15 protein-coding genes are annotated in these 25,351 nt (G+C 44.6%); 6 read left to right on the forward strand and 9 right to left on the reverse strand.

Annotation, left to right across the window (positions count from 1 at the left end; translation table 11 throughout):
* Window positions 1-38: 38 nt before the first annotated feature.
* The 6 genes from A3IK_RS0103895 to A3IK_RS21810 are packed head-to-tail and all read right to left on the reverse strand — an operon-like array spanning window position 39 to window position 7,334.
* Window positions 39-860 carry an SDR family oxidoreductase gene (locus A3IK_RS0103895; RefSeq protein WP_020558666.1) on the reverse strand — a complete coding sequence of 274 codons (822 nt, stop codon included), beginning with the start codon at window positions 858-860 and terminating at the stop codon, window positions 39-41.
* Window positions 857-1,642 (reverse strand): enoyl-CoA hydratase/isomerase family protein, encoded by a 786-nt coding sequence (locus tag A3IK_RS0103900; RefSeq protein ID WP_020558667.1) that lies wholly within the window; start codon window positions 1,640-1,642, stop codon window positions 857-859. The genes A3IK_RS0103895 and A3IK_RS0103900 overlap by 4 nt, the downstream gene beginning before the upstream one ends.
* Window positions 1,643-1,653: 11 nt before the next feature.
* Window positions 1,654-3,444, reverse strand: a complete 1,791-nt coding sequence (locus A3IK_RS0103905) for an acyl-CoA dehydrogenase C-terminal domain-containing protein (RefSeq protein ID WP_020558668.1) — start codon at window positions 3,442-3,444, stop codon at window positions 1,654-1,656.
* 4 nt (window positions 3,445-3,448) lie between these two features.
* A complete protein-coding gene (locus A3IK_RS0103910) occupies window positions 3,449-5,773 on the reverse strand; it encodes a 3-hydroxyacyl-CoA dehydrogenase/enoyl-CoA hydratase family protein (protein ID WP_020558669.1) in 2,325 nt (774 codons plus the stop codon).
* A complete protein-coding gene (locus tag A3IK_RS0103915) occupies window positions 5,774-6,898 on the reverse strand; it encodes a thiolase family protein (protein WP_020558670.1) in 1,125 nt (374 codons plus the stop codon).
* 49 nt (window positions 6,899-6,947) lie between these two features.
* Entirely contained in the window at window positions 6,948-7,334 is a 387-nt protein-coding gene (locus tag A3IK_RS21810; RefSeq protein ID WP_020558671.1) for a MerR family transcriptional regulator, read from the reverse strand.
* An 818-nt stretch (window positions 7,335-8,152) separates the two neighbouring features.
* Here A3IK_RS21810 and A3IK_RS0103925 point away from each other — a divergent pair.
* The 3 genes from A3IK_RS0103925 (at window position 8,153) to A3IK_RS0103935 (ending at window position 10,075) form a co-directional block, all read left to right on the forward strand.
* The gene (locus tag A3IK_RS0103925; protein ID WP_020558672.1) at window positions 8,153-8,545 is read left to right on the forward strand and encodes a hypothetical protein; all 393 of its coding nucleotides are present in this window, start codon (window positions 8,153-8,155) and stop codon (window positions 8,543-8,545) included.
* A gap of 280 nt (window positions 8,546-8,825) precedes the next feature.
* Window positions 8,826-9,365: a hypothetical protein gene (locus A3IK_RS0103930; RefSeq protein ID WP_020558673.1), complete on the forward strand. Its 540-nt coding sequence runs from the start codon at window positions 8,826-8,828 to the stop codon at window positions 9,363-9,365.
* A gap of 296 nt (window positions 9,366-9,661) precedes the next feature.
* The gene (locus tag A3IK_RS0103935; protein ID WP_020558674.1) at window positions 9,662-10,075 is read left to right on the forward strand and encodes a hypothetical protein; all 414 of its coding nucleotides are present in this window, start codon (window positions 9,662-9,664) and stop codon (window positions 10,073-10,075) included.
* A 363-nt stretch (window positions 10,076-10,438) separates the two neighbouring features.
* On the opposite strand, the gene hemB is transcribed toward A3IK_RS0103935, so the two are convergent.
* The 3 genes from hemB to A3IK_RS20100 all read right to left on the reverse strand — a co-directional run bounded on the left by hemB (window position 10,439) and on the right by A3IK_RS20100 (window position 20,958).
* Window positions 10,439-11,443 carry a porphobilinogen synthase gene (gene hemB, locus A3IK_RS0103940; RefSeq protein WP_020558675.1) on the reverse strand — a complete coding sequence of 335 codons (1,005 nt, stop codon included), beginning with the start codon at window positions 11,441-11,443 and terminating at the stop codon, window positions 10,439-10,441.
* Window positions 11,444-11,588: 145 nt separating this feature from the next.
* Complete coding sequence (locus tag A3IK_RS20095; protein WP_020558676.1) at window positions 11,589-16,022, reverse strand: cadherin domain-containing protein; 4,434 nt, start codon at window positions 16,020-16,022, stop codon at window positions 11,589-11,591.
* A gap of 499 nt (window positions 16,023-16,521) precedes the next feature.
* On the reverse strand, window positions 16,522-20,958 hold the full coding sequence (locus tag A3IK_RS20100; protein ID WP_020558677.1) for a cadherin domain-containing protein: 4,437 nt from the start codon (window positions 20,956-20,958) through the stop codon (window positions 16,522-16,524).
* A 660-nt stretch (window positions 20,959-21,618) separates the two neighbouring features.
* Here A3IK_RS20100 and A3IK_RS0103955 point away from each other — a divergent pair.
* The 3 genes from A3IK_RS0103955 to A3IK_RS21255 all read left to right on the forward strand — a co-directional run bounded on the left by A3IK_RS0103955 (window position 21,619) and on the right by A3IK_RS21255 (window position 24,937).
* Complete coding sequence (locus A3IK_RS0103955; RefSeq protein WP_020558678.1) at window positions 21,619-22,668, forward strand: hypothetical protein; 1,050 nt, start codon at window positions 21,619-21,621, stop codon at window positions 22,666-22,668.
* A 108-nt stretch (window positions 22,669-22,776) separates the two neighbouring features.
* A complete protein-coding gene (locus A3IK_RS0103960; protein WP_020558679.1) occupies window positions 22,777-23,829 on the forward strand; it encodes a hypothetical protein in 1,053 nt (350 codons plus the stop codon).
* A 97-nt stretch (window positions 23,830-23,926) separates the two neighbouring features.
* Window positions 23,927-24,937: a hypothetical protein gene (locus A3IK_RS21255; RefSeq protein ID WP_020558680.1), complete on the forward strand. Its 1,011-nt coding sequence runs from the start codon at window positions 23,927-23,929 to the stop codon at window positions 24,935-24,937.
* Window positions 24,938-25,351: the final 414 nt, after the last annotated feature.

The raw sequence follows: 25,351 nt of genomic DNA on the forward strand, positions 1-25,351 counted from the left end.
CTTTACGGCTGGTTCGGTAATTATCAGTATACGGGTTATCAGGAATTAAGGAATAAATCCCCCAACAACCGATGTCCGGGTGCTACCGCATAGTGATCTAGATTGGTAATCCCTTCCGCAGAGAGGACTTCGTCATCGATATAAAAATGTCCGGTTGTGGTTTTAGCATCACGTTTGAAAATAGCACAGGCGGCATCAGCTAAAATCTCCGGCTTGCGACAGCCTTCTGGTTTAACCATACCACCTAACATCTGAATCGCAGCGGTATAAATCACGGTACGCGGCCATAAAGCATTTACCGCCACCCTACCCCTAAACTCCTCAGAGAAACCCAACACACACATACTCATACCATATTTAGCCATAGTATAAGCCGTATGGTTTTTAAACCATTTAGGATCCATATCTAGCGGGGGAGATAGCATTAAAATATGCGGATTTTCGGCTTTGAGTAGCTCTGGCAAACACGCTTGAGAGGTCGCAAACGTACCGCGTGCATTGACTTGATTCATTAAGTCATAACGCTTCATGGGCGTTTCAAGCGTGCCGGTTAGATTAATCGCACTGGCATTATTCACCAGAATATCTAAGCCACCAAAAGTCGCCACGGTTTGGGCAACAGCGGCGGCGATTTCATCTTCATTGCGAATATCAACCTTCAGGGGTAGCGCTTTACCCCCTGCTTTTTCAATCGCCTCGGCTGCGCTATAAATCGTGCCGGGGAGCTTAGGATGTTCTTCGGTCGTTTTAGCCGCAATCGCTATATTCGCCCCTTCTGAAGCGGCTTTAAGTGCAATCGCTAAGCCAATGCCACGACTGCCGCCGGTAATGAATAGGGTTTTTCCTTGTAAGGTACTCATGATGATTTCCTTTTATTCACAAAAGCCGTGACACGTTGGGCAAAATCAGGCGTTAACATACAACCGGCAAAGCTTTCTTGCTCGGCTTGTAATTGCTGCTCTAATGAATGACCACTTGACTGATTGATCAAACCCTTAGCTTGTGCGAGGGCATGTTGCGGCACTTGTGCTAAGCGTTGAGCGAGTAACAAGGTGTTTTCTGGTAACTGCTCGACGGGTACGACCTGATTCACCAAACCCATTTGCAATACTTGCTCTGCGTTATACACATCATTTAACAGTGTGACGGCTTTGGCTCGCTTTTCGCCAATCATACGTGGCAAAAAGTAAGTAAATCCGCCATCGGGTGATAATCCCACTTGGCAATACGCCGAGGTTAGCTTTAAATCCGCCCCCGCAATAGCCAGATCACAAGCGGCTAATATACTCACGCCGAATCCCGCCACAGCCCCTTGTACTGAAGCAAGTACAGGTTTACGAATGGAGCGAATCAGACTAATGGTTTCATGTACTAAGGCAATCGCTTCTAAGCCAGCTTGATGCCGCTCCTGCTCGGACATAGACAGAGTACCCGCGAAATAGACTAAATCCCCTCCCGCCATGAAATGCCCTGCATCCCCTTTGATAATGATACAACGCACTTGATCATTGTCTTGGGCTTGTAATAGCTCAGCTTTTAATTGACTTGCCATATCTAGAGTCAGAGCATTTAAAAAAGCCGGTCGACTGAGCGTTAAGGTCAAGAGAGATTCATGTAAATGCGATTTAACAACGGTTTCCATGTCCATACTCCCTAAAACGCTTCGTGATTAAATTGCATTAAAGTCTGGCTACCGGACAGAATCGCCGACAATAGCGCTCCGGTTTGTGGTAAGAGACGTGCAAAGTAAAACTGTGCGGTATCGAGTTTCGCCTGATAAAACTCTGCCTCACCCTCGCCCTGTTTTGCCAATGCAATTTCCGCCATGCGAAGCCATAAATAGCCCAAGGCCACTAAGGCAAATAAGCGTAAGTAATCGGTGGCGGCAGCGGCCGCTTCATCAGGATCTTTTAGACCTTGTTGCGCAATGAATCCGGTGGCTTGTTGCAAACGTCCAAACGCTTTCATCAGGCCACCGATCATAACTTGTAGCTCATCGCTGCTATCGGCTGATTTTTGCTCTAGATACTCACTCACTTCATGGAAGAAAGGCCGTAAGAGACGTCCGGTATTTTGTGCCATTTTGCGCCCAACTAAATCCAGCGCTTGAATACCATTAGTGCCTTCGTAAATCTGCGTAATACGTGCATCACGGACAAATTGCTCCATACCCCATTCACGAATAAAACCGTGTCCGCCATAGATTTGCACCCCTAAATTGGTCACATCGGTGGCACAATCCGTCATAAAGGCTTTTACAATGGGGGTCATGAGCGCGACAAAATCATCGGCACTTTGCTTTTGCTTAGGATCGGTCGCACGATTGGATTCATCTAGCTTACGCGCGACCCAAATGGCTAAGGCTCGATTGCCCTCGGTATAGGCTCGCATAGTCAATAACATACGGCGCACATCGGGATGCACAAACAAGGGATCCGCTGGTTTATCCGGTTGGAAGGGTGCTTTTAATGCACGACCTTGTAGGCGATCACGCGCATAGGCGACAGCATTTTGATAGGACACTTCACTTAAGCCCAAACCTTGAATACCCACGCCTAAACGGGCGGTATTCATCATTTGGAACATGGCCTGCATACCCTTATTCAAAGTACCGACTAGATAACCCTCTGCCGCATCAAAGTTAATTACACAAGTCGCCGAGGCTTTAATCCCCATCTTGTGCTCAATCGAACCACAACTCACCCCATTAGCCGCGCCCACTGAACCATCCGCATTGACTAAATACTTAGGCACAATAAAGAGACTAATCCCTTTAATACCAGCTGGTGCATCGGGAGTACGAGCCAGCACTAAGTGAATAATATTATCGGTGAGGTCCTGCTCACCGGCAGAGATGAAGATTTTAGTACCCGTGACTTTATAAGCGCCATTGCTCTGTGGCTCGGCTTTGGTACGTACTAGACCTAAATCGGTGCCACAGTGTGGCTCGGTCAAGCACATCGTGCCACTCCACTCACCTGTTACCATTTTAGGTAAATAGGTCGTTTTTAATTCATCCGTACCGAATTTAGCCAAGGCGTTATACGCCCCCTCAGTCAAGCCCGGATACATACCAAACGACATATTGGCGCTACAAATCATTTCCTCAACCATCATACCGATGGTTTTAGGCAAACCTTGTCCGCCATAGGTGGGGTCTGCAGTGACAGCTCCCCAACCATTCTCACAAAACGCTTGATAGGCGGCTTTAAACCCTTTAGGGGTAGTCACTGCACCATTATTAAAATGGCAACCTTCTTCATCACCGGATTGATTTAAGGGTTGCAGTACGGTTTCACAAAACCGCCCTGCCTCTTCCAGAATCGTATCGGTCAGATCAGTATCCACCTCCTCAAAGCCGGGTAAGGCTTGTAATGAGGTGGCATCAAAAAGCTCTTTATAGACAAACTGTAAATCGCGTAAGGGTGCTTTATAAGTAGGCATAATATTAATTCCTCAAGGGTTTACCAGTGTCTAACATATGTTCAACACGCGCTAAGGTATCGGGATGACGAATCAGGGTCATAAAGGCTTCACGCTCTAATTCCAATAACTCATCCTCACTCACGGTTTCAGTGATATCGGTATCACCCCCACTTAAGACTTCAGCTAATTGCAAGGATACGACTTCATCATGCGGGGTCGCTTTACCCATCTTACGGAAATCTGTTACGGCCATCGTTAGCGCTACTTTTGCGGTTTTACCCGGTAAACTGAGTTCTACTGGTGTGGGCGCTTGATAGCCCTCCACCATTGCTAAAGCCTGAGCCTTTGCATCGGCGAGTAAACGATCCCGATTCATAGTGATTTTGTCGGTCGGACGTAAGAACAATAGCTCTTGAGCTTCCTGTGCGGATTTCGCCACGGTTGCGGTACTAATCATTTCAAAGGTTTTAGCTACCGGCGGTATTGGCCCACCCGGACGCTTAGGATTTGTGACCCAACGGGTCAGCATCTCTTTACAACCACCCCAGCCCGGCACAACCCCGACACCGACTTCTACTAAGCCCATATAGGTTTCGGCGTGAGCTTGAATCGCATCGCAATGTAGTAGAATTTCACATCCGCCCCCTAATGCCATACCCGCAGGCGCACCCACCACCGGGAAAGGCGCATATTTCAAGGCTTTATAAGTATCTTGCCCACTTTTAATCAATGCTTCGATCTGATCCCAAGTAGCGATATTCGCGCCGAATAACAATAGCCCGATATTAGCCCCTACTGAGAAATTAGAGCCTTCGTTATACACCACTAAAGCCTTATAACTACGCTTCACCAATGCAATGGTCTTGCCAATCATCTCCATGATTTGCGGGTCCATAGAGTTCATTTTGCTAGTGAACTCCAGGCATAGCACCCCATCACCAATATCCCATACACTCGCCGAGCCATTTCTGAGCACGGGTTTAGAGCGTAGTTTAATATCAGAGAGCAGTACGACACCGGCTGCACGTGGCAGCGGCTGATAAGTGCCATTAGTATTCAGGTACTCTAACTGCCCCTCTTGTACCCGATAAAAACTACCGACTTGAGCCGCTTGGGTAACAAGTGCAGGAACCGGCAGACCTTCAGCCTGTAAACGCTCAGCAAAACGCTTAGCCCCTAATTGGTCAATCAATTCAAATGGGCCATATTTCCAGTTATAGCCTAGACGCATGGCCTCATCGACTGCTGGAATTTGATCCGCAATGGTAGGAACTAAAGAAGCCGCATAAGACAAGACCTGTGACAAAACTTTCCACGCATACTGACCACCACGATCGGGATATACCACTAAGGCAGCAAGACCCGCTTTGGATTCTTTGAGACTATCTAAACGAGCTTCAACCGAAGGCGCATAATCACCTGTTTTTAGATTGAGTGATTCTTTAACCTTTTGCCCACCCGCACGATTGATGCGATAGAAACCACCCTTGCCTTTGCGTCCGGTATAGCCATCTTTAATCATGGCATGAATAAAATCGGGAATAATGGCTTTAGCATGAAAGACATCCTCTGGAGCTAGGGTACGTTTCATGCTTTCCATTAAATGCGGCATGAGGTCAATACCCACGAGATCCGATAAACCAAAGACCCCAGTTTTGGGAATACCCATGGGTTTACTGCCCACCGCATCCGCCTCTTCTACGGTTAGCCCTAGATTAATCGCCTCTAAAATAGCGGTTTGAATCCAGTAGATCCCAATGCGATTAGCGATAAATCCGGGCGTATCCTTACAAGGCACAACCCCTTTACCTAAACGTACATCCGCAAAGCGGCTAATGGTGTCAATGACTTCGGGTTTAGTTTTTGCCCCACCTGTCACTTCTAATAAACGCATATAGCGCGGTGGATTAAAGAAATGGGTAATTAAAAAGTATTCTGCAAAACTATCCGGTAAACCAGCGACTAAATCCTGTAAGGGAATCGTCGAGGTATTAGAAGACACAATGGCATCAACACGGCGTACTGCATTAATTTTTTGATAGAGGCTTTGTTTAATATCTAGCCGCTCAATAACCGCCTCAATAATCCAATCACAATCGGCCAATAGGCTCATGTGGTCTTCAATATTGCCGGTGGTAATGTGCTTAGCATTACGGCTACTCATTAAGGGTGCGGGATCTGCTTTTAGTAGTTTTTCAACCGCGGTTTCCGCCACAATATTACGATTGCTGGCCTCTTTAGGTACTATATCGAGCAGTACGACTGGAATTTGAGCATTAGCGATATGAGCGGCGATACCGGCTCCCATCACCCCTGCCCCTATAACGGCAACTTTACGGATGTCCATTTATACAGCCTCCAAAATAGTTGCTATGCCTTGACCGCCCCCGATACATTGGGTAGCTAGAGCAAATTGTTTACCTTCACGTTTTAAGAGGCTTGCAGCCTTGCCGGTAATACGCGCACCTGTAGCACCTAGTGGATGACCTAAAGCCAGCGCTCCACCATCTAGATTGATTTTGTCTAGATCTAAACTAAGGTCACGAATACAGGCGAGTGATTGGGCTGAAAACGCTTCATTCAGCTCGATGATGTCTAGATCGTTGACAGTTAATCCGGCGCGTTTTAGTGCTTTTTGACTAGAGAGTACTGGACCAATCCCCATAATATCGGGGGCGCAACCAGAAATAGCGATACTACGAATACGCGCTAAAATGTCTAAACCATGCGCTTTGGCAAACTCTTCACTGCATACCAACGTTGCGGCGGCACCATCGGTTAAAGGCGAGGAGGTTCCGGCGGTGACGGAGCCATTTTCATCAAAAGCGAGTTTCAAGCTGCCTAGGGTTTCTAAAGTGGTTTCAGGGCGAATACAACCATCTTCTTTTACTGAACCTACGGCTACGATTTCCTCGGCGAGTTTACCCGCTTGTTGTGCGGCATAGGCTTTTTGGTGGCTAGCTACCGCGAATTGCTCCTGCTCAGTGCGGCTAATATGATAGAGTTTGGCTAGGTTTTCAGCTGTTATCCCCATACCCATATAGGCACCGGGCATATCAGCATAGAGTTTAGGATTCGGTGAGGGATTAAAGCCACCCATATTGACCCGTGTCATGGATTCCACCCCCGCACAAATAAAAGCATCCCCTGCTCCCATTTGAATCGCACCGGCAGCTTGGTGAATGCTCTGCATGGATGAACCACAGAAACGGTTTACAGTTACGCCACCAATCGATAGGGGTAAACCGGCGAGTAACACGACTAAACGCGCTACATTTAAGCCCTGCTCCCCTTCGGGAAAGGCGCAGCCTAAAATTAAGTCTTCAATCTGAGTAGGGTCGATACCCGTTTTAGCCATGAGTCCCTTTACCGCAATAGCAGCTAGATCATCGGGCCTGACTTTAGCGAGGGCACCTTTTTTAGCAAGGGTAAAGGGTGTGCGGGTATAGCCTGCAATGACAACGGGTTTCATAAGACGCTCCTAACTAACGTAATTAATTTTAACTATTAATGATGTGTGACTAATGCTTTAGCTGCTGCCTTAAAATGTCTTGGCACTCTACTTCGAGCGCCTCTAGCTCCTGCAGCATAGCCGCTAAATCCTCTTGCTGGCGGCGTAATTGATTGGTTTTATCTTGCACTCGAGTTAACAAAAACTGCATTTGAGGGACTTTTGTCATATCTAATTGATACAATTCTAGAAACTCACGAATCTCACCTAATGAGAAACCTAAACGCTTACCCCTTAACGCAAGCTTTAAACGGGCGCGATCCTGATAGTTATAGACCCGATTGACCCCCACACGCTGTGGAGTCAGCAAACCTTTATCTTCATAAAAACGAATTGCTCGTGTGGTCATACCCAACTCACTCGCTAATTCGGAAATAGTCCACAGTTTTGTTTGCATACAAGATGTATTGGTCAGTTTCAATAGATTAACCAATACTAGAATACATTGACGTTAACGTCAATAACAATGCAAATTGTAAGGATGTCTAGAGATAATCACTAACTTATTGATTTAAATATAAATAATCAAATTTATCTGGTTTACATTTACGTAAACGTAAAGAAAAATTGATAGAAAAACTAGCTAATCTATGACATGTAGCACTAGAAAGTGAGTAAAGGCTAAGCTGGTAGTAATAAGGCTGGTTATAGCATACTAAACAGTGGCTCCGTTGTTTCATCAGGGAAGTGCTACCGCAACTACACTTGGATTCGGTGCAGGTAAAACAGTAGGTAACACTACTAATCTTGGATCCGTCAGTGGGGGGGTTACGTATGATCAAGGTAAAACAGGTCTCCCAGCATGGTAAATATTATGTTTGGTGGATTTAGTAGTAATAAACCTAAAACGAGAGGACAGAAGTTGGCTGCAATTATTGTGATTTCCATTTTATTGTCATGCTTTCTCTCTATTATCATAGAAATGATATTCGGTTAATTAGCCAATAGCGGCTAAAACACTACCTCTGAATTACTTAGTGGTAGTGTTTGATTTTCGAAAAATACTAACCTTGAGGTAATCGGTAGCTAGCTATAACAACTACAGTTTCACGAAGTTCAATTGCTGCCATTGTGCAGAGCAGGCAATGAAAGAATGTGGGGCATCAGTACCACCAAATAGCTGGCCAAACCTTCCTATCAATCCAGGTCCACAACCTGGTGAGGATGGATATAGCCAATCGCCTATTTATGATTCTACTTTAGGAAAAAAAGCAAATGAGTGATACCAAGGTTTGGTGGATAGGATTCACGTTGATAATTACTTTTATTTTCATTGGTCATCTAGTTATACTCCTCCCAGAGTATGCTTATAGACGTTTAGGGTTGAGTAGAGACCTAATTCTTTTAGTTCTCTGGCTACTATCCATAATCGCTTCCTTTGTAGTAGTAACTTTGTCTGAGAAAAGAGGCGTTTTAATGGCGCTAGCACTGGCTTTAATATCGAGTACTCTAGATCCTTTGGTTCATTTTCTTTCCGGTCAGCTCGGAGCAACTATTGATTTTGCGGGTTTATCAGGATTGAAAATAACCTTTCAAATTTCCCTAATATTGAATTTGCTAACAATTGGCATAGGGGCTTTTCTAGGTTTAATCCTCAAGAAAACATGATCTATGATTTTCAAGTCGAAAGCCTAACTAAATACTAGACCTTATGTTTAAGGAAAAATTAGCTAATCATTTAAGTGATGCATTTTTTAGGCAAAGAACTGTTTTTTTATCAAGTGGTGCTACTGTATAAAAAACAGGTAGTGCAATTAAGGAGTTGAAGCACCGTCATATCATCTATGTAAGTTAGGCTCAACCAAGGGGTTAGTTGATCTCTGCAGGTACTTTCAACACATCTAACGCACTACCATTTTGTGAACCAAGTACAAGGTTTTTTTTAATCATGCTAACTAATACTGACCTATTATTACTTGACTACATAGCTGATTTGCCCTGTAAAGTGCCCTTATTAGTTTCACACGATGCAGCAGACCTCTTTAACAAACCATCATTAAGATTGGGTACTGGTGACCTCATAAAAAAAGTGAACTTTCTAGAGTCAAAAGGCTATATTTCTAAAAAAATAACTCAACAGGAGCATGTGCTACATCTAACAGCACTAGGAGCAGCTATATGGGAAAGCTTTTTTAAGCCTGAATGGTCTAAATATATTTTAATGGAATCTTTTTATAAGGATAGTTATGAGTTTTATGAAATTAGCGCTTTAAATTCGGATAAATTAAATAGTATAGCTTCTACTCTACTTGAAAAATGGCATATTACAGGAACTTTAAAATCTATTACACCTTGGGAAGCCACCTATTGGAAAAATTTTGATAGTGGGTATGTATTTCGTTTTAAAACTCAGAACGATATTGATCAAGAATTGATTATATTAAGAGATAAATGGCGACTAAACTGGTCAGATATTTATTTATTGTAACAATACCAGTTTCAAAAAAAGTACTTAGACTCAAAACCTCTAAGTACTTGTGCCTTCAACTACCTCAATCAACCGGTAAGCAAAACGCTCTAACAAAAATAGAGGAGAAGGTCGTCCTTTAGGTACGGATCAGGGCAATCGCTTGAAGTAACTCCATGATATTTCAGAAGTTAAGCTTAATGGGAGATAGAGATCAGAGTAATTTTCTATGAAAAATTTACTCTTGACTTTTTAACTATATCAATTTAATCAATAACTTGTTTCAGGCGATTGCCCTGGGGTACGGATGAAGACTAATGAGTAAAGCTACGCTACCTGATATTATTAATAATTTTGAAACTATTGATACCCATGATGCCAATATTTTAGGAATAAATTTATACAATAATAGTTGTGTGATTAATATTAAATTAATATCTAATCAATTAATTGAGCTTCATTTTCATGAAGTCGCAAAAATTGTTTGTGATAACTTTAGAGAAGGAAATATTATACTTAGTATCGAATTAATAAAAACTGAAAACGAAATAAGAAAACTCTTAAGCAGTTTATTTATCAAACCTCCTGTACAACCAGGGAAATATTTTAATTTTTTTGAAAAAACAGTGCTTGAAATAACATCAGGGCAACGGTTTTTAATTAAAATAGATCCCTCCTATGGTTGTGACTGTATAATCCTATGTAACTCTATTACATGTAAAATAGTATAGGAATAAATCATACTTAATTAGCAAATAGTGATCAAATACTATCCTTTAGTTTATTGAGGCTAGTATTTACCTTTTAACTTCAACACCTCTTCCACCTGTGCAATATGCTCCACCGATAATAAACCCGATTGCAATAAATTCTGTGCTATTTCCTGTGTACACTCTCTCTAATTCTTGCTGTCAAACCCATCCATTAAATAGCGCAACATGCGAATAGGGCATAGTGCCATCATTCGCGTTTTGGATTTCGATGTACAAGATGAAGGTTTCGCCCATTTGACGGTGGCGCAGTGGTAATGCACTAAGTGAGTATCTTGCTAAATTAACAAGGATACTCGCCTGATAATACCTAAAGACTACAGGCTAGCCTTTCAGCCACTGCGCCACATCTTTAGCAAAATAAGTCAAAATACCATCGGCTCCGGCGCGTTTCATGCCAAGCAATGACTCTAATACACAGGCTTTTTCATTAATCCAGCCATTCATACCAGCGGCCTTTAGCATGGCGTATTCCCCGCTCACCTGATACACATAGGTGGGCACCTTAAACTCATCTTTGACCCGACGCACAATATCTAAATAAGGCATACCGGGCTTAACCATCACCATATCGGCACCCTCTTGTAAATCGAGTGCAACCTCATGTAAGGCCTCATTACTATTGGCGGGGTCCATTTGATAGCTATATTTATTACCACCTTTGAGGTTACTCGCCGAACCCACCGCATCACGGAAAGGGCCATAAAAGCTCGAAGCATACTTCGCTGAATAGGCCATAATACGGGTATTGAGATAGCCATGTTGCTCTAACACATCTCGAATCTCACCAATACGCCCATCCATCATATCGGAGGGGGCTACAATATCCGCCCCTGCTTCGGCATGGGAGAGGGCTTGCTTAGTCAAAGCACGGACGGTTTCATCGTTCAAAATATAGCCCGACTCATCCATTAAACCATCCTGACCATGAATCGTGAACGGGTCTAAGGCCACATCGGTCATAACACCCAATTCAGGTACAGCTTGCTTTAAAGCGCGAACAGCACGTTGGGCTAAGCCTTCTGGATTCCATGCCTCTTCCGCACGTTCTGATTTTGCCTCTTGAGGTGTCACCGGAAATAAAGCTAAAACCGGAATACCTAATTGATACGCCGCCTCAGCCTCTTTGACTAATAAATCAATACTTAAGCGCTCCACACCGGGCATAGAGGCCACGGCTTCACGCCGATTTTGTCCCTCTAAGACAAATAAGGGCCAAATCAAATCATTCGCAGTCAATACGGTTTCACGCATTAGACGACGTGAAAAATCATCTCGACGCATACGACGCATACGCGTATACGGATACATACCTAAACTTGCAGCCATGAATGCTCTACCTGATTACTATTGGGATGCTTTAGCGGTGAAAGAATTGCTCTGGATAGAATTTTAAAGTGCCGCTAATAAAAAAGCCACCGACTATCACTAACCGATGGCTTCTTCCCTTTAGCTCACGGAATTTAATTTCTCCTTATCGAGCCGCTGGAACGCTACCCGACACCACAAAGTTAGCCGAGAAGGTTGTGTTGTCAGGGTGTAATAACACATTACCTACGATGATATTCGAGTCATTACCAGGGCCTGCAAAGAGCGTGAAGCCATTCAAGTCCACATCGGTGACACGATAGCCTGCGAGGAGATAATTACCATTTAATAAAGTATTTTTAGGGGTTAATAACACCGCCCCTAATACGCTATTAAGGTCATTACCCGGACCATTCGCAATCACTTGATTGCTTATATTATCATCACCTGCCCACATTAAGGCTACCGTACTAACTAAACGTGCCTGACTGCCATACACAGCGGTGCTAGGTGAGGTGAAATCTACGACAGTAGCCACTCCATTTAAGGTGATAGGACTCGCAGTCATCACCGCTAGATGATTACGATGTTTTAGCACCACATAGTAGTCTCCGTGGGTAACATTACTAAGACTTACATCTATTGACCCTGTGTCTGCAGTTACCACATCACCATCCCGTTGTAATAAAGCCGCTTGACGTGCAACGATCACAGCCGGATTACTCGCACTACGTAACTCCACCAACACCCAGTCCACAATCGCATCAGAGCCTGTCACGGTGAGCAAGGTGCTATTGAGTTGCTCGGTTCCCTTATAATTCATAGGTGCCATGTCATACGGTTGAGTACTCGGAATAAGATTTAAGGTACGTAAGGTATCTTGCATGAGGCGAGTTTTACTATTAAAGGGGCCTTGTAAAAGGCCTTTGACTTGTAATAGGACTCCCTCATTTAAACTATTGGTTACAGTGACCGTTAGATTCTGTACATCCGTCCCGCCCTTGCCATCGGATACTGTGACCTGCACGTCGTAATTATTATCCGCCCCCACATCCATTGGATTTTCATAGTCAGGCGTATTGGTAAAGACTAAAACACCCGTACTCGGATCAAGCGTAAACTGAGCCGCATCTGCTCCACCTGTAATCGTATAGGTCAAAGTATCATTATCCGCATCGGTGGCTGTTACAGTGGTAACTGCCGTAGTGTTTTCCGGAACACTGATACTGGCTGTCGCACCACCACTGTCACTTGTAATGATAGGAACTACGTTTTCAAATACATCGGTTATCGTGACGGTAAGATCTTGTACATCTGTACCACCCTTACCATCCGATACCGTTACCTGTACTTCATAATTATTGTCTGCACCCACATCAGTCGGATTTTCATAGTCGGGCGCACTGGCAAAGACTAGAACACCTGTACTGGGATCAAGCGTAAACTGCGCTGCATCCGCTCCACCTGTAATGGTATAGGTCAGTGTATCGTTATCCCCATCGGTCGCTGTCACAGTGGTAACTACCGTGGTATTTTCTGAAATACTGACACTCGTGGTATCACCTCCGCCATTACTGGTAATGATAGGCGCTACGTTTTCAAATACATCGGTTAGCGTCACAGTGATGTCTTGTACATCCGTCCCACCATTTCCATCAGACACAGTGACTTGTACCAGATAAGTATTATCTGCCCCTACATCGGTAGGATTTTCATAGTCGGGGGCACTCGCGAAGACTAAAACACCCGTACTCGGATCTAAGGTAAACTTCGCCGCATCGGCTCCACCGGTAATGGTATAGGTAAGAGTATCATTATTCGCATCGGTGGCTATCACGGTGGTAACTGCCGTCGTATTCTCAGGAACACTGATACTCGCCGTATTACCCCCCCCATTGCTGGTAATGATAGGCACTATGTTTTCAAATACATCGGTTAGCGTCACGGTTATGTTCTGTACGTCCATACCACCCTTGCCGTCAGATACGGTGACTTGTACGACATAGGTATTATCCGCCCCCACATCGGTTGGGGTTTCATAGTCAGGTGCCGAATTAAAGACTAAAACACCCGTGTTCGGATCAAGCGTAAACTTCGCCGCATCTGCGCCACCCGTAATGGTATAGGTAAGAGTATCACCATCGGCATCCGTAGCTGTCACGGTGGTAACTGCCGTCGTATTTTCTGGAATACTGATACTGGTGGTAGCTCCAGCGCCATTACTGGTAATGATAGGTAGTGCATTTGGAACGCCATCACCCCAATCTAATTGAACATTGTTGACACGAGTGGAGCCAGATGCTATCCCTTGATTACCCACAGAATCCACTAGAATGAAGTTGTTTTGTATATCAACCCCCACAGAACCAATACGGGTAATATTAGCGCCATAGTCATCTACCCCAGCCTTATAACCGGTTACATAAACATTACCCTGAGCATCCACCGTCCAACTACCACTACCCCACATATTACCGCCCGCACTACGAACATTCATCCAGCCTGGAGTAGACGCTTGACCAAAGGTGGTATCCAATACGGGAGTACCTAGTGGATCAGGATTACCAAAGGCATCAACCAGTTTGTATTTATATAAATAGTCATCGTTAGTATTGGCAATGAAGGCCGCTACGTAAAAATCGGTTTCGGTATAGAAATGTATATAAGGACTCCACGGCGATATAATTTGCTCCGGTAGTGTATAGCTAGTCTTAGCCCCTGTGGTTGGATTAATACGAGTTAAGGTTAAGAAGGTGCTGCCCGAAACCGCATAGAGATAGCTCCCTGAGGGCGTATAGGAAATATCAAAGACGCCGCTCACAGCGACACTGGCTGGGGTTGAATTAGTACCATCAAAATTATAAAGCTGGACGGTACTAAAATTATCGATTACCGCATATTTTCCGGTTGGGACATTCGCATCCCCCTTCCAGAAGGTTGTACCGAGTTTTTCCCATGCTAGGGTACCATCCGTATGATACGCCTGTATGCCATACCCACCGCGATAGATGAAAAATAGATCTCCTGCTACATCGTACTCACTTACATCATATTTGCCGACGATCATAGGTCGATCAGTACGCCCATAGGAATCGGGTTGATAACCGGGTTGATTATAAAGGCTCTGCTCCCCCGCGCGGTACATTACAGCATGGTTAAGCATATTGCCTCGGCTGATCATAATATTCAGCCCTGGCGTGTGAGAGGCTGGTGCTGTTGAGGTAGCGGCGGCTACGACACTCGGATCGCTGACCGCCAAACCACTCGAGGCAGCGAGGTTTTCTACTGTATTATTGATGGACGTATCAGGAATACCATTGCCGTGAAGGCGCACAAGACCTGCATGAAACAAATTGTTATAGCCTGCCAAGGTACCTGCTATTAATAACTTACCATCCGGTTGAATCTTCAGGTCACTAATCCCATAACCACCAGAACTTATATCACCCGCACCATGCGAGTTGCTAATGAACTCCTGATCCAGCACACCATCCTTGCTCAGCTTGGCAATCCCTCCAATGGCAACTTCTGCATCGGTTAAATGGGTAAACGAACCACTGATATAAATCTCATCGCGGCTATTCACCACTACACGCGTAACCATCCCAGGCCCTATATCACCACCGGCTGCTGTGCGACTACCTTTGTGCTCAGTAAAAGTGCTATCTACTGTGCCATCAGCATTCAAACGCGCTAAATAATTCCATATTTTTCCGCCCTTGGTGATACCCATACTGCTTCCTACCATCACGATTTTCCCATCACTTTGCAACGCCATGGCGGTCGGTTGAGAGAGTGGAACTTCGGTGTAGGTAGCAATAACCGCCCCCGTCAGTGGATTTACTTCACGCGGCTGATAATTCTGCTGCGCAACGACTAGATTACCTGCTGCATTAAAAATCATATCCCGGTACTGAGGAACACCTCCCCCTGTATGCACAAACGAGAAGCCGGTATCTATAGCGCCCGTTGTTAGATTCACTTTGATAATTTGGAAAGGCCCCCCCATCATCGCAACATACGCGACATTATCATCGGTGGGATGCTGTAATATTTTATAGATAACTGAGAAACTTCCCCATGTAGTGCTGATCTCAGTGCGAGTACCACTGGGTGTAATTTTCCACACGCTATTCACACCGATACCCGGTGTGTAATCGGCAAATAAGAAGCTGTTATCCCGCAGAGCGGTTATTTTGCTCATGCTGTCCAGATACCAAATAGAGGAATAGCTATTGTAGCTAGGTTCTGGTGTGAAATCGGGAGCATGAAAAAATAGCCCCGCCTGACCTTGTCCTCGATAGCTCACAAAGGTACCCGCCGTACCAATCACCCCGTTTGGAGCCACCGCCACACTATCTAGATTGACACTACCAAAACTAGTATCAACCCCTCGATAACCCGCATAATCGGTTTCGTTCACATTGGTACTAGGTACTATGGTCATAGGTGGACTCAGAGCAGGCCCTGCTTGTACTGCAGATCCTAGCAAGAGTAATAGCGTAAATAGTAAATAGTTCAGTTTCCGCCGCTCAGTTAGCCAGCGTTGATGCCACGAAGGTCGAATGACTCTTTCTAGGGCATTGATTATTATAGACACGGAGCTACCTCCTCATCATTATTGTTTATATTTTTACTAAATACTCACCAAGACCATAGCTGCATTATCAATTAGAGAGAATACATTGTAGACAACTCTCCAGAAACAACCTATGTAACTGACTTAGCGAGGAGTTTTGATGATTTAAATACTGAATAAAATCGTCACATACACTCCATAATGCTAGAACTAATAGCACTCTTGACTATCGACAATGCTTCACACCTAGCATAGAAAGAAGCCACTGCTTCAGGCCGATTTTGTCCCTCTAGACGCATAAGGGCCAAATCAAAATTCGCGGTTAGAAGAGAAAGAGCCTCTTCTGAGTCAGTATATCTTGCCGAACAGCAGGGTTTCCAGCAAAAAGTTACGATTAAGTTAACCAGATATAAAAAATCTTGGTATAGACACTCATTGACATGGTATTCCATAAAAAAGCCACCGGCTCGACTACTCACCGATGGCTTCTTTCATTTAACTCACCTAATGTGATCTCTCATTATTGAACCTTAGGAACTGTTCCCTGCACTACGAAGTTCGCGGAGAAGGTTGAATTGTCAGGATGTAATAATACATTGCCTATAATGATGTTCGTGTCATTACTAGGGCCTGCGAACAGGGTATAACCATTCAAGTCCACATCGGTATCACGATAACCTGCGAGTAAGTAATTACCATTGAGTAAGGTATTCTCAGGGTAGACTAATACGGCTCCTAACACCCCATTAATATCATTACTAGGACCATTGGCAATCACTTGGTTACTCTTATTATCATCTCCTGACCACATTAAGGCGACGTCACTGATTAAGCGTGGGTTATTCCCATAAGTAGCGGTCGCCGGCGAGGTAAAATCAACCAAAGTCGGTGTCGGACTTAAGGTGATAACCCCTGCGGTCATCACACTTAAGTGATTACGATGCCGTAACACGACATAGTAATCGCCCGCTGTAATGCTACTAAAGCTTAAGTCGGTTGAACCCGTGTCTGCCGTTATGACATCACCATCCCGTTGCAATAGGGCTGCTTGTCGCGCCACAAGGGTAGCGGGATTACTTGCACTACGCAGCTCTACTAAGACCCAATCAACAATCGCATCAAAACCTGTCACGGTGAGCAAGGTGCTATTGAGCTGCTCTGTGCCGGTATAGTTGAAAGGTGTTACATTATACGGTTGAGCCGTAGGAATCTGACCTAAGGCGCGTAAGGAGTCTTGCATGAGACGCGTTTCGCTATTAAAAGGTCCCTGTAAGAAGCCTTTGACTTGTAACATGACAATACCATCAGCCACATCAGTTACCGTGATGGTGAGGTCTTGTACATCGGTACCGCCTTTACCATCAGATACGGTTACTTGCACTTCATAGTTATTATCCGCTCCCACATCGGTGGGGTTTTCATAATCAGGCGCGGTATTAAAGACTAATACGCCGCTACTCGGATCTAAGGTAAATTTCGCCGCATCCGCCCCGCCGGTAATGGTGTAGGTGAGAACATCATTATCTGCATCGGTTGCGGTTACGGTAGTCACTGCGGTGGTGTTTTCTGGAATAGTGACACTCGCGGTATCGCCTCCACCATTACTGGTGATAATAGGTGCTATGTTTTCAAGCACATCGGTTACGGTGATAGTGAGGTCTTGTACATCTGTACCGCCTTTACCATCGGATACGGTCACTTGCACTTCATAGTTATTATCCGCTCCCACATCGGTGGGGGTTTCATAGTCCGGTGCGGTATTAAAGACTAATACGCCCGTACTCGAATTTAAGGTAAACTTCGCCGCATCCGCCCCGCCGGTAATGGTGTAGGTCAGCACATCATTATCCGCATCGGTTGCGGTTACGGTAGTCACTGCGGTGGTGTTTTCTGGAATCGTCACACTCGCACTATCGCCTCCACCATTGCTGGTAATGATGGGAGGTGTGTTTTCGGCTACATCGGTTACAATAACCGTTAGGTCTTGTACGTCAGCTCCACCTCTACCATCCCAGACACTGACTTGGACTTCATAGGCATTATTCGCATCGACATCGGTAGGATTTTCATAGTCTGGTGCTATGACAAAGACTAGAACCCCGGTACTAGGATTAATCGAAAACTTCGTCGCATCCACACCCCCACTAATGCTATACGTCAGCACATCATTATCTGGGTCGATTGCGGTTACGGTGGTGACTGCGGTGGTGTTTTCTGGAATCGTGACACTCGCACTATCACCGCCGCCATTGCTGGTAATCACGGGGATTTCATTGATATCGATGACGGTAACGGTGATATCTTGTACATCGGTTCCGCCATTGCCATCGGATACGGTCACTTGCACTTCATAATTATTATCCAGACCCACATCGGTGGGGTTTTCATAGTCTGGAGCGGTATTAAAGACTAGCAATCCGGTATTAGGATCGAGCGTGAACTTAGCCGCATCTGCGCCACCCGTAATGGTATAGGTCAGCACATCATTATCCGCATCGGTCGCGGTTACGGTAGTCACAGCGATAGTATTTTCCAGAACATTAATATTCGCCGTATCGCCCCCACCATTACTGGTGATCACGGGTGGTCTATTAGGAACGCCATCACCCCAGTCTAGACTCACATTGTTGATATGATTGGAGCCTGTTGCTGCTCCTTGATCTCCCACAGAGTCCACTAAGATGAAATCGTTTTGTATATCAACACCGACGGGGCCAATACGGGTAATATTAGCACCATAGTCATTCGCACCACTTTGATAGCCGGTTACATAGACATTACCCTGATCATCCACTGTCCAACCACTACCGCCCCACATATTACCGCCCGCACGACGCACATTCATCCAGCCTGGATTAGAGGCTTCACCAAAGGTGGTATCGAGTACGGGTGTACCCAATGGATCGGGTTTACCAAGGGCATCGACTAGTTTGTATTTATATAAATAGTCATCGTTACCATTGGATACAAAAGCCGTCACGTAAAAATCGGTTTCAGTATAGAAGTTGACCAAGGGCACCCCCCACTCTACCGTTTGCGCGGGTAGCGTGTAATTGGTTTTAGCACCTGTAGTCGGATTAATACGCGTTAATATGACACTACGAAAGGCTCCTGCATAGGCTCCCGCCGTACCATAAGTGGCGTAAACATAGCTCCCTGATGGGGTATAGGCAACATCATAAACGCTCGCAGTTACACTGGCTAGAGCCGGACTAGTACCATCAAAATTATAAAACCGGATACTAGTACCATTATTAGCCACCGCATATTTTCCGGTTGGGACATTCGCATCAGCTCCCCCAAAGGTTGAACCGAGTTTTTCCCACGCTAAGGTTCCATTCCTATTATAGGCTTGTATGCCATGCCCGCCGCGATAGATGAAAAATAAATCCCCCGCAGCGTCATATTGGGTTACATCATACTTGCCGCTGATTAAGGGCTGATCAGTGCGCCCATAAGAATCAGGTTGATAACCCGGTTGGTTATAAAGGCTCTGTTCACCACCTCGGTACATCACCGCATGATTAAGCATATTGCCACGGCTAATCATAACATTAAGACCTTTCTTGTGAGAGGTCGGGGCGGTTGTGGTGGCAGCGGCTATGACACTGGGGTCTTTGATCGATAAACCACTCGAAGCGGCTAGGTTTTCGGGGCTATTGTTAACAGGAGTATCGGGAATACCATTGCCATGCAGACGCACAAGACCAGCATGGTATAAATTGTTGTAGCCAGCCAAATACCCTGCTATTAACAACTTACCATCGGGTTGAATCTTCAGTTCAGTAATCCCATAACCACCGGAACTATTGTCACCCGCACCATGCGAGTTGCCAATGAATTCCTGATCCAACACACCATCTTTGCTCAGTTTGGCAATGGCTCCGATAGCAACTTCAGCATTGGTTAAATGGGTAAACGAACCACTGATATAAATCTCATCGCGATTATTCACCACCACACGAGTAACACTTGCAGCTCCGAGATCAGCACCGGATGCTGTGCGGCTGAGTTTATGCTCGGTAAAGGTATCATCTACCGTACCATCGGCATTTAAACGTGCTAAATAGTTCCACGTTTTTCCAGACTTAGTAATCGCCATGTTATACCCGACCATCACGATTTTTCCGTCGCTTTGTAGCGCCATTGCGGTGGGTTGGGAGCTAGGCACTTCGCTGTAGGTAGTGATAACTGCTCCGGTTGTTGGATTCACTTCACGCGGGCGATAACTATCCTGAGCGACGACTAGATTACCGGCTTTATTGAAAATCACATCACGGTACTGAGCAATACCCGCGCCCGTATGAGCAAATGAGAAGCCGGTATCTATAGCGCCGGTTGTTGGATTCACTTTGATGATTTTAAACAGACCACCCAGCATCACAATATACGCGACATTATCATCGGTCGGATGCTGTAACATTTTGTAAATATAGGTAAAACTTCCCCACGTAGAGCTGATTTTAGTGCGAGTACCGTCTGGTGTAATTCTCCACACGCTATCAACACCTATCCCACCCGTAAAATCGGCAAATAAAAAGCTGTTATCTCGTAACGCCGTTACTTTGCTTAAGGTATCCAGAAAGTAATTATAAGCATAGCTATTGTAGCTGGGTTCTGGTGTGAAGTCGGGTGCATGAAAGAATAGCCCCGACTGACCTTGTCCTCGATAGCTAGCAAAGGTACCACTCGTACCAATCACCCCGTTCGGAGCCACTGCTACACTATCCAGATTGACACTACCAAAGTTGGTATTAACACCTCGATAACCCGCATAGTCGGTTTCATTCACCATAGTACTAGGTACTATGGTCATAGGTGGACTCAAAGCAGGCCCTGCTTGTACCGCAGATCCTTGCAAAAATAATAGCGCAAATAGTAAATAATTTAGTTCTCGCCGCTTATCTAGCCAGCGCTTATGCCGGAAGAGCCGAGCAGCTCTTTCTAGGGCATTCATTATTATAGACACGGTGCCACCTCATCATTATTGTTTATATTTTTACTAAACACTCACCAGATCACGGTCACTTAGCCAAAAGAGTAAAACCTGCAGCTATTACTCTCACATCACTCTCTATAGCAACTTATATAACTGATTTAGTGAGAAGTTTTGATGATTTATATATCGAGTAAGATCGTCCCTACCCCCATAACGCTAAAATTAATAGCACTTCTGAGCACCCATCCGAGGGACTTTTGACGAATACTTCCTTAGCTACTCTCGAAATTTTTATTTATTAACCTGTAACTGGGTTTACTAGAGTAATAAGTTCTTATCTCAGAAAAGAAAGATTGTTTATAGCGCTCACTGTAATGGATAGGAAAGTTATTCCTTAATTCTACAGCAAATCTTCAGCTAGCCGCAAGCATTTATAAGCATATTTTATTGATGAATAATAAAAAAATAATACCCTAATATTTACCTCTTTTTATCTCTCGGCTCTATTTCACTCGTCAGGAAAATGCTCCCTATAATCTTTAACAAAACTGACTCCTATCAAACCTCTCTGCATAGTTAGAGTCTAGATTTTAGGGAAAATGTTGACGTGTTTGCTGTGCTTTCTCTAAACCTAATAATCCCCCCATTATTAACCAAAATATCCAATAGAGCTAGAAAATGTTAAACTTAAATCCCAACCTAACTAGTACTCATAACCTTGCTGGTGGTACTTCGGTACAACAACCTGCTACTCAAGGTCAAAACTTCAACTTTGGTGGTGCAGTACAACAACCTGCTACTCAAGGCCAAAACCTCAACTTTGGTGGAACGGGTAATACGCAAAATCTTAATAGCAACAACCTATTAGCCATGATTATGCAATTGCTGCAACAACTCATGGGTAATCAAGGCAATGCCGCTGGTGGCAATCTTCTTGGTGGCCTATTAGGTGGTATTGCTAATGGCGGTGGCGCTACTGTTAACGGCGGCGGTGTTGCTAATGGTGGTGCTACTGTTAACGGCGGCGGTGTTGCTAACGGTGGTGGTAATGTTACAGCCGGTGGAAGACCAACCCCTATTACTGTTCCTGATCCTGTTACAGTAGGTACTGGCGCACAAGTTTGGGGCGACCCACACTTCACTGGAGCTGAAGGTGATACCTATAACGTTAAAGGTGATGAGGGTAAAGTTTATAACCTATTAAGTGATAAAGGTATTCAACTTAACTCTACCTTTAAAGGTAACCTGATGCAGGATTATGGTTTAGTCATTGGCGATAATGAAATCTCCTTTGATAAAGCCGGAAAACTCCTGATTAATGGTGAAGAGCAAAAAGAAGATGGCAAATATTTAGATGGTATGGTGGAAAAGAAAGGTAAGACCGTAAAAGTCAAAGCCGGTGAGTATAACCTCACTCTTCTCACCCAAGGCAGCTATATGGACGTTAAATTTGCTAGTGCCAACGTTGCGGCTGATGGTGTTATGCCACACGGTCTATGGGGTCAAACGGCTGACGGTGATGGTAAAAAACGTACCGGAACTGATTTTGATGGTACTGGAGCGATTGAGCGCTTAGACGGAAGCATGGCTAAGAAAGGTGATAAAACTTACCAACTCTATGAAGTAGGTAGTCTTTTCGATGTGAACTTCGAGAACTTCAACCGCTTCTGGGGTGACACCGGTGGCGAAGTGGCTAGACCTACTATCGCAACAGGTGAAGCTGCCTAATCCACTCATTAGGAGCAGGCTACTTATACGCATAAGTAGCCTTTTCTCTGTGTCTGATACAGATACATCCCTTCGTTGATCAACTAACCTATTAAATCGAGCAATAAGATGTTAAATCTAAACAATCTTACTAATACCCAATCTACTCATAACCTCGCCGGTGGTACTTCGGTACAACAACCTGCTACTCAAGGTCAAAACTTCAACTTTGGTGGCGCTGTACAACAACCTTCCACTCAAGGCCAAAACTTCAACTTTGGCGGAGCAGGTAATACGCAAAACCTTAATACCAACAACCTATTAGCCATGATTATGCAATTGTTACAACAACTCATGGGTAATCAAGGTAATGCTGCTGGTGGCAATCTTCTTGGTGGTCTATTAGGTGGTATTGCTAATGGCGGTGGTGCGGTTAACGGCGGCGGTGTTGCTAACGGTGGTGCCACTGTTAACGGCGGCGGTGTTGCTAATGGTGGTGGTAATGTTACAGCCGGTGGAAGACCAACCCCTATTACTGTTCCTGATCCTGTCACTGTTAATAATGGCGCAACCGTATGGGGTGACCCACACTTTGTGGGTGCTGAAGGTGATACCTATGATGTTAAAGGTGATAACGATAAAATCTATAATCTCCTGAGTGACAAAGGTATTCAGCTCAACTCTACCTTTAAAGGTAACCTCATGCAGGATTATGGTTTAGTCGTGGGGGATAATGAAATCTCCTTTGATAAAGCTGGAAAACTCAAGATTAACGGTGAGGAGCAAAAAGAAGACGGCAAATATTTAGATGGCATGGTAGAAAAGAAAGGTAATACCGTAAAAGTTAAAGCCGGGGAATATAACCTCTCTCTCATCAATAACACTAGTTACATGGATGTTAAATTTGCTAGCGCCAACGTTGCGGCTGATGGTGTTATGCCTCATGGTCTATGGGGACAAACAGCAGATGGTGATGGTAAAAAACGTACTGGAACCGATACCGATGGTAGCGGAGCCATTGAGCGTTTAGATGGTACTATGGCTAAGGCAGGGGATAAAACCTATAAGCTTTACGAAGTAGGTAGTCTTTTCGATGTAAACTTCGAGAATTTCAACCACTTCTGGGGCAATAACGGTGGTGATGTGGTTAGACCAGCTGCTGCAAGCGGTGAAGCGTCCTAATCGATTCACTAGAAAAATGCTGCTTAAAATCGTAAGCAGCATTTTCTCTGAGCTTGATATATCTACGGCTAATCAATCCATTCAATCGAGCTAAAAAATGCTAAATCTAAATAACCTCTCTAATACTCAATCTACTCATCACTTTGCTGGTGGCACTGCCGTACAACACCCCTCTAGTCAAGGAACTAACCTAAACTGGGGTGGAGCTAGTAATGCTCTTCAGGGTACTAACTCCAGCAATCTACTCGCTATCATTATGCAAATGCTGCAACAACTCATGGGTAACTCACGTGGTACAGCCGCTACAGGTGGCAATCTGCTGGGGGGACTCTTAGGTGGCCTCGGAGGAACTACCACCACTACTGGCGGGACTGCAAGCACCACTACGGGGGGTACAGCAACAACTACTGGTGGTGGCACTGCAACGACTACAGGACGCGGTACGACCACGACTACGGGTGGCAGAGTTGTTCCTGTCAATAATGGCTCACAAGTCTGGGGTGATCCTCACTTTAAAGGAGCCGAGGGCGAGACCTATAATATCAGAGGCGATGACGGCAAAATCTATAATCTTCTGAGTGATAAAGGTATTCAACTCAACTCTACCTTTAAAACGAATTTAATGCAGGATTACGGTCTCACCATCGGCAATGACAAAATCGCCTTTGATAAAACCGGCAAGCTCATGATTAATGGTAAAGAAGAGAAAGATGGTACTTATCTAAATGGTGCCATTACGAAAAAAGGCAACTCCGTTAAAGTCAAAGCAGGGGAATATGATCTCACCTTTATCGCCCAAAAGGCACGGGGTGGGTATCTAGATGTTAAATTTGCTAGCTCCAATGTAGCGGCTGATGGTGTCATGCCTCATGGTCTGTGGGGACAAACCGCTGATGGTGATGGTAAAAAACGCACCTCCTCAGGTTTAGAGGGTAGTGGAGTATTAGAGCGCTTAGACGGCACACTAGCGAAAAAAGGTGATAAGACTTATCAACTTTATGAAGTAACTAATATTTTTGACGTGAATTTTGCTAATTTCAATCGTTTCACTGGCAATAATGCAGGCGATGTGGTTAGACCGACGGCTGCACGCGGTGAGGCTGAATAACGCTCAAAATTAGATGTGGTGTTAAGCAACTCATCAACCTCTCGTCTTAGCATGGATGAGAGGCTAAACTCTATAGAATAAACTTCCCCATCTTAAGATGCTGGATAGGCCGCTGAAGCATCGAAGCTTCACAGCTTATGTGATTATTGCACTGGGTGTTTTAAAAAATCACACTGTATCGCAAAATTTATCTGCCCCTTAGCGCATTTAGTGTTTAAAATACCAGCGAGCACTGATCATCAATTATTATAGCTTTCATAAATATAAATAAACTGAGGTTAAGTACGTCAAATTGACTAATCTTGATTACAATTAAATCCATAAACCTCATTATTTAATGAGTTAGTGAACACAACGGCATAACTATACGACCGAAGAGTCAACGAGAGTCAAAAAATCCAAGCCCAATGGTTT

The organism is Thiofilum flexile DSM 14609 (assembly GCF_000380185.1).
In the GTDB taxonomy this organism is placed as follows: domain Bacteria; phylum Pseudomonadota; class Gammaproteobacteria; order Thiotrichales; family Thiotrichaceae; genus Thiofilum; species Thiofilum flexile.